Raw genomic sequence first — 11460 nt, 5'->3', positions numbered from 1 at the left:
GGGAGACTACCTCAGCGCCCCTGCGTCGCGCAGTGCGTCCGCCTTGTCTTCATTATACCACCAAAAGTCTAGATACCCCAGGTTATAGGGCGGGATCTCAGGATGCTCGTATTGATCGTAATAAGCCACCCAATGAGAGGGGTTATACCAGAGCGGTATCATGATGAACTCATATCGCAACGCTCGGTCGAGCGCCATCAGAGCAGCCGTTTCCTCCTCCCGCGTCTCGGCGTCCAGAGCAGCGTCGATCAGGGCATCCACAAGTGGACTGGCAAGCCCCGCCGGATTGAACAGGGAAAAGGCCGCATCCTCGGAGCCGAACCGCTGTGTCAGCCCGGTGCCCGCCGCGAGGAAGCTCGCATAGCTGTCATAGAGCAGATCATAGTCCCGGTCGCGCTCACGGGCTGTGTATTGCGAGGGGTCGACCTTTTCGAAGGCCACGTTGATACCCATTTTCTGGGCGTTCGACACGAAATTCTCCATCGCAGCCGTGAGTGTGGCACCGGCAGCCGAGTTGAACAGGAAATTGAGCGTCAAGGCGGTCCCATCGGAATTGCGCCGCACCCCGTCATCATCGACGGTCCACCCGGCCTCATCCAACAGCGCCATCGCGACACGCGCCTGCCGCCGATCAAACAGGCGATCAGCGCTGGACGCATGGGGGATACGGACATTCTCCGTCAGCATCTTGGGAGGCACCAGGTCGCCCAGGGATTGCAGCAGCTCAAGTTCCGCGCCTGTCGGCGTGCCCTCCGCCATCAGCGGCGAGCCTTGGGTGAAGGATACACGCTGGTTGTACAACCCGTACTGCAAGCTCTCGTTTGTCCATTCGAAATTATAGGCACGCGCGACCGCTTCCCGAACGCGCTTGTCCTGCAGCACCGGGCTGGCGAGATTGAAGATGATACCGGTGGGCACCGGCGGATTCCCATTCGGCAATTCCTTCTGGACCACCTGGCCAGCACGGGTTTTTGGGAAATCATACCCGGTCGCCCAACGCTTTGGGTCGGCCTCTGCTCGGAAGGTGTACTCTCCGGCCTTGAAGGCTTCAAACGCGGCGGTGTCGTCTCCGAAAATCTCCAGGCGGAGCCGGTCAAAATTGTGCCGCCCGCGGTTGAACGGCAAATCCGTACCCCAATAGTCGGGGTTGCGTTTCAAGACGATCCGGCGGGAGATATCGACGCTTTCCACCATATACGGCCCGGAGCCGGTTGGCGCCTCCAGGCGGCTTTCGTCAAGCCGTGCGCCGGTGTCTTCGTACCACTTCCTCGACCAGGCCGGCACCGTCCCCACTTGCTCAATCAGGCTGCGCCGCGAGATCCCCTCGGCGAAATAAAACTTAATCGTGTGATCATCCAGTACTTCGACTTTCGGAATGGCCCGGCGCACGCTGTCCGCGTAGGACTTGAAGCCTTGATCCAGCAGCAGGTTGTGGCTGAAGGCAATATCATGCGCGGTGACTGGTGTGCCGTCCGAGAACCGCGCTTCCGGCCGCATGTAGAAGATCACCCAGTCCTTGCTTGGCGGGTACTCCAGCCGTTCCGCCAGAAGTCCATAATACTCCCCGTAAATATCCGCCGGTGCCGAGGTGCCCGCCGCACCTTCACCCAGAAGGCTCTCGTACATGAAGACGGAGAAGGCGTGCGCACGGCCCTGACGGGCATAGGGGTTCATGGAATCCAGCGTTCCAACGAAGGCGATGGACAACTCGCCGCCTTTCGGCGCATTCGGATTCACATAGCTGAAGTGTTCGTAATCCTCGGGGTAGCTGAGATCGCCATAGAAGGAATACCCATGGCTTACGATCGTCTCTTCTTCAGCAACGACCGCGCTGGGCCAGACCCAAGATAGCGCCAGCAGCAGAACGCCAAGACCGACCGTCTTGAGGCCTCTCCATGAAGGCTGCGCAACCTTACGGGCCTGGGGGGGGGTCATCTCGCATATCCTCCGGTTTTGCGCCGCGCATCTCGGCGTCTCTGTCGTTAACCATGTAAGCTAACGGAGCGGCGCGCCAAGTTACAAGTTGCGAAAATGTGATCGTATCGCCAGAGACACGTCCGTGAAAAAAGCCGCCTGTTTCTTAACAAGCGGCTTCTTTGGTTAATTTGTGGTTAAGATCAGTTGTCGAGACTGTCCAGATAGGCGATCAGATCGGCCCGCTCTTCGACCTTCCGCAAGCCCGCAAAGCTCATCGAAGTGCCGGGCGCATAAGAAGAGGGACGCTCCAGGAACCCGTTGAGGTTTTCCGCAGTCCAGTCGCCTTCCATCGAGGCCAGCGTGTCGGAGTAGTTGAACCCATCGACCCCGCCTTTGTCGCGACCGACCACTCCATAAAGATGCGGGCCGGTGCCGTTTTCACCATCAGCCAGCTTGTGGCACGCGGAGCATTTGCGGAAGACACGCGCGCCCGCCTCCGGGTCGGCCGAGGCCAGAACCGTTGCGAAATCGACTTCTTCTTCGACTTCCGCAACCTCTTCGGCACCCTCGACCTCGATCACGTAAGACGCTTCGCCGTGACTGTCCACATGATACAGCTCCTCGGCGGCCCATTTACCAAGCAGAAATACAAGCAGTGCGCCACAAACGGCACCGGCTGCTTTCGTGAAGGTCATTGTGTCGAGCATTCTCATCGATCCATTTCTACGGGTTTGCGCGCTATCTATTGCTTCACCTTACCGGTGGCAAGGTGTAGTTACCGCGACCAATCGACCCCGCATAGAAGAAAAGAGCCAAGGAACGCTTAATGAGTACCGCATCCTCCGCCCGCATCGCCTTCCAGGGTGAATTGGGCGCCTATAGCCATGAGGCCTGCAGGGTGGCACGCCCGAATATGACCCCCGTCCCCTGCGCAACCTTCGAAGATGCAATCGATGCGGTGCGCAGCGGCAAGGCCGAATTGGCGATGCTGCCGGTCGAGAATACGACATATGGCCGTGTTGCCGACATTCACTCGCTGCTGCCGAAATCCGGCCTTCATATCATCGAAGAAGCGTTCGTGCGGGTCCATATCAACTTGCTGGCCGTGCCGGGCACGGCCATCGAAGACGTAAAATCGGCAATGAGCCACACCGTGCTGCTGGGGCAGTGCAAGGCATTTCTCGCCCGCCATGGCATTTCTCGCGTGACCGGCGCTGACACCGCGGGATCGGCCAAGGACGTGGCCGCGACCGGAGACCCATCCATGGCGGCGCTGGCGAGTGAGCTGGCAGGGGACATCTACGGGTTGGACGTGCTTGCGAGACACATCGAGGATGAAGGCAACAACACCACCCGATTTCTGCTGATGTCGCCCGAAGCGGATCACAGGCGGCGGGGCGATCACGGGATGATCACAAGTTTCGTCTTCGAGGTCCGGAACATTCCCGCCGCGCTCTACAAGGCGATGGGGGGCTTCGCGACCAATGGGATCAACATGACCAAGCTTGAAAGCTACATGGTCGGCGGCTCATTCACGGCAACCCAGTTCTATGCCGATATCGAAGGTCATCCAGACGATCCGGGCGTGCAGCGGGCCTTGGAAGAGCTGGAATACTTCACGAATATGGTCGAAATCCTCGGTGTCTATCCCGCGGACCTCGGTCGACACTAGGTCATTTCCGCCGAGCCTGCTCCCTCATACCGGCTCTCCAGATCTCCGATATGACGGGCGATGCGGGCCTTGTACCGTTGGCTCAGTCGCGGCTTGGCAAGCTTGAGCGACTGAAGCAGGAGACGCGCCGCCAATGTGACAGGCCGCATCTCCAGGCTGACCATGACCCGCGTCCGGCTGGCAGAAAGCATCACCAGTTCCAAACAGGTCTCGCCGGATAGGCCCTGCGACAGGAAATCCAGCGTCAGCAGCCCAGGCGGCTCGAACCGGGTCACCTGCAGGCTGATGTTCCGCCTGCGGTTGTTCAAAGCAAACGACGCCTCCCAGGCCAGCCCGACACCAACTTGACCGGGTTCGCTCACCCGCCGCAGGTCCACACCACGGTGGATAGCGGCCTGCTCCAGTCGTTCGAAATCCGTGAGCATGTCGAACCCGGTTTGGACCGGAACCTCCATCACCTCTTGTGTAGAAAACTTCATGCAGCGGATATCTTCTCTTCTGGCTCTGGGCCGACCCTAGTCCAACCTGTCCGACAACCAGTTTTCCAGCAAGAAATGCGCAATCGCACCCCTGCGCGCCGGCTTGATCTTCGGGTGTTTGCCGGAAAAAACCGTCATCATCTCTTCGCGGCCAACCCAGAGGGCGTCTTCGATTTCAACGGGGTCGATCGTAATGCTGTCGCTGATCGCTTCGCCAGCACACCCAAACATCAGGGAGGCCGGGAACGGCCAGGGCTGGCTGGACAGATAGGTGACCGGACCCACCTTGACCCCGGTTTCTTCGAAGACCTCGCGCCGCACGGCGGCCTCCAGCGTCTCTCCCGGCTCCACGAAACCGGCGAGCAACGAATACATGCCGTCGGGCCATCCCGGCGAGCGCCCCATCAGCACGGAATTGCCGCGCGTGATCAGCATGATCACCACCGGATCGGTGCGTGGGAAATGGGTGCCGGCGCAGACCGGGCACCGGCGCTGCCAGCCGGCCTGACTCATGTCTGACTGAGCACCGCATCGCGAACAGAACCGATGGGTCTCATGCCATCCGAAAACCGCCTTTCCGGTCGCAGCCAGTTCCGCATCCCGCGGAGTGAGCCAGGTCATCACACGCCGTAATTCCAAAAAAGCCATTGTATCGGCCAGCTGAGGATGTCGTTGTTCGCTAGGGTCCAGAAACCCGCCCAGAGCCGCCTCATCCAAATCATCGGGGGTCCAGCCTGACAGGTCGCAGGCGAACCGATAGGCGCCCTCCTCCCGACCCAGCAGAATGCGCTCCTCTGACGCCTCGGCAAGAACGGGGTGATCCATTGGCAAACGCACGAGCTCTGCAGGATCGGTCATTTGGATCAACGGCTTGCCGCGCCAGAACAGGATCGCCCGGGTCTCGGCGGCTCCAGCGGCTGCCCCGACTGCAGCGCAGTCGAGGCGTATCTCACCTGCCCGATCCAGCCCGGACCCGCCAAAGGTCACCGTTTCCGCATGTCTCATATTCTGTCCCTGCCGTTTTGGAACGACTGGCATGCAGCCTGCATTCTTTCAAGGGCCATGACGCTTTTCCGCGTCGGCGAAGGCTTGCCAACTCCTGCGCGATCTGATGGATATGATTTCGTGCGAAAGTTGAATGCTTCGATCATGGATTCCTCCAAGACCTCGTCAGCTGCGGCCCCGCGCGCCAACGTCGAGCGTCTGTATCTGCGAGTCCTGGCGACGAGCGATCTGCACATGCAGCTCATCGCTTACGACTACGTTAAGGACAGGCAGACCGATGGGGAGAGCCTGGCGCGTCTTGCCACGCTGATCCGGTCCGCACGATCCGAGGCCGAGAGCATAGGCGCGCTGTGCCTGCTTCTTGACAATGGCGATACGCTTCAGGGCAACCCACTGGGCGCCTTTCTCGCCAAGACGGAATTCCAGCCCAACCCGATGGTCACCGCAATGAACACGCTCGGTTATGACGCCGTGGGTCTGGGCAACCATGATTTCGACCATGGTATTGCCCATCTGGCGCGCTGTATCCAGGCCTTCGATGCGCCTGTCGTAGGCTCAAATGTGACGTCCAAAGAGTTGCCCGGTCTGACGGCCTCCGCGCTGCTTGAAAGGGACGTGCAGACCACGGCCGGAGCCAGCGCATCTTTGCGCATCGGCATCATCTCTGCGCTCCCGAAAGAAACGGCGACGTGGAACCGTCAGCAGTTGGACGGCCTGGTGCAGATCGATCCGCCGGTGAGCGCGCTGCAGCAGGCCGCCGATCAACTGAAGTCCGATGGCGCCGATATCGTGATTGCGCTGGCACACATGGGCATCGCCCTTTTTGACGAGGGCGAGGAGGCCCAAAACCGCGTGGCCGAGGTGGCCGCGCTCCCGCATGTGGATGTTGTGATCGCGGGGCACACACATCTCCGTTTCCCCGGGCCCGATCATCAGTCGGCCGCGGGCGCCAACAGCGACACAGGCCTTATCTCTGGCACGCCCGTCGTCATGCCCGGCAGCGGCGGCTCGGATCTTGGCGTGATCGACGTGTGTCTGCAACGAGACACGCCGGAAACCTTCTGGACCGTCTCCGACCGGGTTGTCACCCTGCGGCCGCTGACGGAGGACATTCGCGAAGATCCAACAGTCGCGACCCTGGCGGACGACGCGCATCTCGCAACCCGCAAGCATCTGGCACAGCCGGTTGCCCGGATCACCGAGCCGATGCACAGCTACTTTGCGCTTGCCAGTCCCAGCCCCGTCACCGCGTTAATGGCCGCAGCCAAACGATATGCGATCGCGAAGGCGGTCGAAGCGTCCGACCTTGCGCAACTGCCTCTGATCGCCGCAGCCGCCACGCCCGCAACAGGAGGGTTTGACGGGCCCGGGAACTTCATCACGCTTCCCTCAGGCCAGTTGGAGCAACGCCACGTGGCTGGTCTTGTGCCCTATGCCAACCAAGTCTGGGCCGTGAAGGCGACAGGCGCGCGGATTGCGGGCTGGCTGGAGCGCTCGGCCCTCATTTTCAATGTCCTGCGGAAGGACAGGTCCGACCAGATGCTGATCGACCCCAAGGTGCCGGGCTTTCGCTACGACGCGCTTTACGGATTACACTACAAGATCGACCTCACCGCGCCCTCGCGCTTCGACGCAGCCGGTCGCCCCTTGCCCGGCGAACGCGGTCGGGTGTCGGACATCACCTGGCAGGGCGCGCCAGTCGATCCTGATCAGGAGTTTCTGGTCGCCGTCACCGACCACCGGGCCGGAGGCGGCGGCATGTTCAGACCGTTCGAGGAGGACGACATCGTCGTCCGAGACAACGCCCCGCTGGACCGAGCCTTGATCGACTATCTGTCGCTCCCATCGCTCGAACGCACAGTCCCGGCTGCGCCTTGGCAATTCAGACCCGCACCCGGCGTCACGGCGATCCTTCACACCGCACCGAATGCACTCAACCATCTTGACGACATCGCCCACATGGCACCGGAACCCTGCGGATTCACGCAAGACGGGTTCGCGCGATTGCGGCTGCATCTTTAGTCTGCGGCCTTGCCTCGCGCATTGGGTTTGCCTATATCACCAGATGAGAGGTTGGCGCGGGCGAGCGCCTCGCCAACCCGGTCAGGTCCGGAAGGAAGCAGCCGTAACGAGCCCCGCTTGGGTCGTTGTCCAGCCTCTCACTCCACCTCTCGTCAGCGCCTTTTCAGACTGTAGCCGCATGTTTCGGCGTGGAGTTCGGCACGGCCTCGTCCGGACCAAAGAGGAGCCGTGTCCACACCGCATCGTTCTGGCGCGCAAAGGCGCCGATATGGCCCAGGGTGCGCAGCCCCACATCTGAGGGTCGGACGAAATCTATGTCGGCAAAACCACCATATTTTGCCGCCAGTCTGCGCGTGCACACCTCGGGGCAGACATCGTCGTCCGTGAAGGAGATCAGCCGCACCGGAGCGCCAGATCTGGACCAGTCCGGCGTCGGCAGGCTGTCCTGCACCGCGCCGGCGAAGACGCTGGGCGTTGTGCACCATCTGCGCCATTCCGTATAAGCAGGGGCCGGCATGTCAGCTCCCAGCCCCAGCCGTCTTCCCGGCAAGTACCCGAACAGACGCGCCGCCACAGGCGGGATTCCGAACCAGAAGAAGAGCGCCAAGGCGCGGTAGGGCCACGGATGATCCGCGTGATGCACGAGACCGCTGGCCACGCCGATGACCTTGTCGATCCCCGAGAGGTCCTCTTGCATCGGCAACATCATCGCTCCGAGAGAATGGCCCATCACCCAAAGCGGCACATCCGGAACCGCCCTGCGCAAATATGCGCGGGCGGCCACATTGTCGCGCAAGCCCCAGTCGGACATGGTGGCACGGCTGTCCCGCATCGACCCGTTCAGCGAACGACCCGTTCCACGGTAGTCGTAGGTCAAAACAGCAACCCCCTGTTCGGTCGCGGCCCAGCGGGCAAAACGCTGATAGTAGCTCTGCGGAACACCCGTGGCACCGTTCAGCACCAGCGCAGCGCGCGGCTGAAAGGGAGGCAGAATAAGCGTGCCCCCCAACTCGGCCCCATCGGATGTCTTGATCAGGCGCCGCCGGACGACGGGTGCTTCCACGACTTTCAACATATCCAACTCCTCAGCGCTAGACCAATTGGTCTAGCTCTATCACTGGACCATTTGGTCTAGTTGTGTCAAGCTTTTTGGATGACCACCGCTGCGCTTCCTACCAAGGACAGGCTGATCCAGGCCGCTGCCAAGCTGTTCCGCACCCACGGATATCACGGGGTCGGGCTCAATGATCTGCTGACCGAGGCGGCCGCGCCCAAAGGGTCGCTCTATCACCATTTTCCGAATGGAAAATCCGATCTGGCCATCGCTGCCGCCACATGGGCCTCAGACCAGATGCTGCGCCTGATTGCAGCAAGCTTCGCCGAGGCCAAAACCTTTGAGGACGGTGCAACAACGCTGTGTTTCAAGCTGGCCAAGCTCTTCGATCTGACGGGGCAACAGGACGGCTGCCCGATCGGATCTACACTGTTCGAAGATCCGGGGAATGCCGAGTTTCTGGAACATGCAGAGCGCTGCTACTCCGGCTGGATCGATGAAGTTCAGGACAATGCGAGACGCTTCGGCCTGAGCGAGACTGACGCGAAGAGGTGCGCGGAACATGTCTTCCTGCTGATCGAAGGCGGCTGGCAACTGGCCAGGGTGCGGCGCAACTCGGACATACTGAGGTCTCTGCCCGATCTTTTCAAGACGCCGCCAGCCGCACCCAAAAAAGCCAGCTGATTTCAGGACACGACGCGGTGCCGCCGCTGGACGGCGACCTGCGAAGCCTCTACCTTACCAGCAGCCAGCCTCGAAAGCGCATCATGCAAGACACCACATCGGACTATCAGGTCCTCGCAAGAAAGTACCGTCCGGAAACCTTCGCCGATCTGGTCGGACAGGATGCGATGGTGCGCACCCTGAAGAATGCGTTCGAGGCCGACCGGATCGCGCAGGCCTTCATCATGACCGGCATCCGGGGCACCGGCAAAACCACCACGGCACGGATCATCGCCAAAGGCATGAACTGCATCGGTCCCGACGGTCAGGGTGGCCCGACGACCGATCCCTGCGGCACTTGTGAGCATTGTTCCGCGATTATGGAGGGCCGCCATGTCGATGTGATGGAGATGGACGCGGCATCGAACACGGGCGTGGCGAACATCCGTGAAATCATCGATTCGGTGCACTACCGCGCAGCCGCCGCCCGCTACAAGGTCTACATCATCGACGAAGTACACATGCTTTCGACCGGCGCGTTCAGCGCGCTGCTCAAGACCCTGGAGGAACCGCCCTCTCACGTGAAGTTCATCTTCGCGACCACCGAAATCCGAAAGGTGCCAGTGACGGTCCTGTCGCGCTGTCAACGGTTCGATTTGCGGCGGATCGAACCGGAAGTGATGATCGCCCTGATGCGCCGGATCGCGGAGGCCGAGCGCGCAAAGATCGCCGGGGACGCCCTTGCGCTGATCGCGCGGGCGGCAGAAGGGTCGGCTCGGGATGCGACCTCGCTGCTGGATCAGGCGATCAGCCACGGCGCAGGCGAGACCACCGCGGCACAGGTCCGCGCGATGCTGGGTCTGGCGGACCGCGGGCGCGTTCTCGATCTTTTCGACATGATCCTGAAGGGAGATGCCGCCGGCGCACTGACCGAACTCTCCGCGCAATATGCGGAAGGGGCCGATCCGATGGCCGTCCTGCGGGATCTGGCGGAGATCACCCATTGGGTGTCGGTCGTGAAGATCACGCCCGAGGCCGCCGCCGACCCGACGGTCTCCCCGGACGAACGCACACGGGGTGTCGCCATGGCCGATGCGCTGCCGATGCGGGTGCTCACGCGTCTCTGGCAGATGCTCCTGAAGGCATTGGACGAAGTGGCGAGCGCCCCGAATGCTATGATGGCCGCAGAAATGGCCATCATTCGCCTCACACATGTGGCGGACCTGCCCAGCCCGGAAGACCTCGTGCGCAAGCTGCACGGCGCCACACCTCCGCCCGCCTCTGGACCGAATGGCGGCGGACAGCCTGTGCAAAGCACAGGCGCGCGTGCCGCGACCGGGGGGGCCTCGGCTGCCGCCTCGGCCCCGACATCCGCAAGCCGCGGCGCGGTGCCTGTAACCGCGCAAGCCGTTGATCTGGATGCGGCGCTGGCGCGGTTCCCGACCTTCGAGCACGTGGTGGAGCTGATCCGGGCAAACCGCGACGGCAAGCTGCTTGCCGATGTGGAGACGGACCTGAGGCTGGTTTCATATCAACCCGGGCGGATCGAATTCCAACCGACCGACCGCGCGCCCCGCGATCTGGCCCAGCGTCTTGGCCATCGCCTGCAAACGTGGACAGGAAATCGCTGGGCAGTCACTATCGTCAATGACGGCGGCGGCAAGACCATCGACGAGGTGCGCAACGCAGAGCTCTACGCGCTGCACGAGGCCGCCAAGGAACACCCCCTTATGCAAGCCGTGATCGCCGCGTTTCCCAAGGCGAAGATCAAGAACATCCGCACGCCTGCGAAAATCGCCGCCGAAGCGGAACAGGAGGCCCTGCCCGAGGTCGAGGACGAATGGGACCCCTTCGAGGATGACTGAGCTGCGCGCCCTCATCCCGGACGAGATGGCCGCGCTGGAGCAGGACTGGCGCATGTCGCCCGGCCTTATCTCCGGCGACCACGTCTTTCTCACGGGGTTCAACGGCTGTCCACTAGAGGGCCCTCCGCCACCCGAGCCGGAGATCCAGATAGAGACCGCCTTCGAAGCCGTGAAGACGGTCCTTGCCGAGGCCGGGCTCGACTTCACCGACGTCGTAGATATGACCAGCTACCACCTGGGGCTTGCCGACCACCTCACACTGTTCCGACAGATCCGCGCCGCTCGCGTGCGTCCGCCTTACCCCGCATGGACCGCAATTGAGGTCGCGGGCTTTGCCACCCCGGGCGTCATTGTTGAGCTGAAGGTGGTCGCGCGGCTTCGGACAGGCTAATTTCAGATCAATCACGGTTCATCCAGAGGCAACAAGGAAAACAGGACATGTTCAAAGGACTAGGCGGGCTCGGCGATATGGCCGGCATGATGAAGAAGGCGCAGGAAATGCAGGGCAAGATGGCCCAGCTGCAGGAAGACATGCACAGCATCATTGTGGAAGGGGCCTCCGGTGCCGGGTTGGTCAAGGCCACCTGTACGGCGAAGGGCGAACTCAAGACGCTCGATATCGACCCCTCGATCTTCAATGGCGATGACAAGGAAGTGGTGGAGGACCTGATCCTCGCCGCCATCAAGGACGCGCAGACCAAAGCCAGCGAACGCGCGCAGGAGGAAATGTCGAAGCTGACCGAAGGGCTCGGGCTGCCCGCGGACATGAAACTGCCCTTCTGA

At 61.8% G+C, this 11460-nt stretch carries 11 protein-coding genes and 1 other RNA gene; 7 read left to right on the top strand and 5 right to left on the bottom strand.

Going from position 1 to position 11460, the window contains the following annotated elements:
* Positions 1 to 6 precede the first annotated feature (6 nt).
* Entirely contained in the window at positions 7 to 1935 is a 1929-nt protein-coding gene (locus Q1A71_RS07580) for an extracellular solute-binding protein (protein WP_299673658.1), read from the bottom strand.
* 182 nt (positions 1936 to 2117) lie between these two features.
* Positions 2118 to 2624: a cytochrome c family protein gene (locus tag Q1A71_RS07575; protein ID WP_299673656.1), complete on the bottom strand. Its 507-nt coding sequence runs from the start codon at positions 2622 to 2624 to the stop codon at positions 2118 to 2120.
* A gap of 119 nt (positions 2625 to 2743) precedes the next feature.
* Here Q1A71_RS07575 and Q1A71_RS07570 point away from each other — a divergent pair, with 119 nt between their 5' ends.
* A complete protein-coding gene (locus Q1A71_RS07570) occupies positions 2744 to 3589 on the top strand; it encodes a prephenate dehydratase (protein WP_299673654.1) in 846 nt (281 codons plus the stop codon).
* Here Q1A71_RS07570 and Q1A71_RS07565 read toward each other — a convergent pair.
* Positions 3586 to 4068 (bottom strand): SRPBCC family protein, encoded by a 483-nt coding sequence (locus tag Q1A71_RS07565; protein WP_299673652.1) that lies wholly within the window; start codon positions 4066 to 4068, stop codon positions 3586 to 3588. The two genes, Q1A71_RS07570 and Q1A71_RS07565, sit on opposite strands and share 4 nt — an antisense overlap.
* A gap of 36 nt (positions 4069 to 4104) precedes the next feature.
* Positions 4105 to 5073, bottom strand: a complete 969-nt coding sequence (gene nudC, locus Q1A71_RS07560) for an NAD(+) diphosphatase (RefSeq protein ID WP_299673650.1) — start codon at positions 5071 to 5073, stop codon at positions 4105 to 4107.
* Between the two features lie 120 nt (positions 5074 to 5193).
* Here nudC and Q1A71_RS07555 point away from each other — a divergent pair, with 120 nt between their 5' ends.
* Positions 5194 to 7095 (top strand): 5'-nucleotidase C-terminal domain-containing protein, encoded by a 1902-nt coding sequence (locus Q1A71_RS07555; protein ID WP_299673648.1) that lies wholly within the window; start codon positions 5194 to 5196, stop codon positions 7093 to 7095.
* Between the two features lie 44 nt (positions 7096 to 7139).
* An RNA gene (gene ffs / locus Q1A71_RS07550) (signal recognition particle sRNA small type) lies at positions 7140 to 7238 on the top strand.
* Positions 7239 to 7258: 20 nt separating this feature from the next.
* Here the strand turns inward: ffs and Q1A71_RS07545 are convergent.
* Positions 7259 to 8170, bottom strand: a complete 912-nt coding sequence (locus Q1A71_RS07545; protein ID WP_299673646.1) for an alpha/beta fold hydrolase — start codon at positions 8168 to 8170, stop codon at positions 7259 to 7261.
* A 78-nt stretch (positions 8171 to 8248) separates the two neighbouring features.
* Here Q1A71_RS07545 and Q1A71_RS07540 point away from each other — a divergent pair, with 78 nt between their 5' ends.
* The 4 genes from Q1A71_RS07540 (at position 8249) to Q1A71_RS07525 (ending at position 11460) form a co-directional block, all read left to right on the top strand.
* On the top strand, positions 8249 to 8833 hold the full coding sequence (locus tag Q1A71_RS07540) for a TetR/AcrR family transcriptional regulator (protein WP_299673644.1): 585 nt from the start codon (positions 8249 to 8251) through the stop codon (positions 8831 to 8833).
* Positions 8834 to 8916: 83 nt separating this feature from the next.
* Positions 8917 to 10677, top strand: a complete 1761-nt coding sequence (locus Q1A71_RS07535; protein WP_299673642.1) for a DNA polymerase III subunit gamma/tau — start codon at positions 8917 to 8919, stop codon at positions 10675 to 10677.
* The gene (locus tag Q1A71_RS07530; RefSeq protein WP_299673640.1) at positions 10670 to 11068 is read left to right on the top strand and encodes a Rid family hydrolase; all 399 of its coding nucleotides are present in this window, start codon (positions 10670 to 10672) and stop codon (positions 11066 to 11068) included. The genes Q1A71_RS07535 and Q1A71_RS07530 overlap by 8 nt, the downstream gene beginning before the upstream one ends.
* A 47-nt stretch (positions 11069 to 11115) precedes the next feature.
* A complete protein-coding gene (locus Q1A71_RS07525) occupies positions 11116 to 11460 on the top strand; it encodes a YbaB/EbfC family nucleoid-associated protein (RefSeq protein ID WP_299673639.1) in 345 nt (114 codons plus the stop codon).

This window comes from uncultured Roseobacter sp., assembly GCF_947493125.1.
GTDB lineage: Bacteria > Pseudomonadota > Alphaproteobacteria > Rhodobacterales > Rhodobacteraceae > Roseobacter.
The sequence above is the reverse complement of the archived record's forward strand: the minus strand, read 5'-3'. Positions and strand labels throughout refer to the sequence as shown.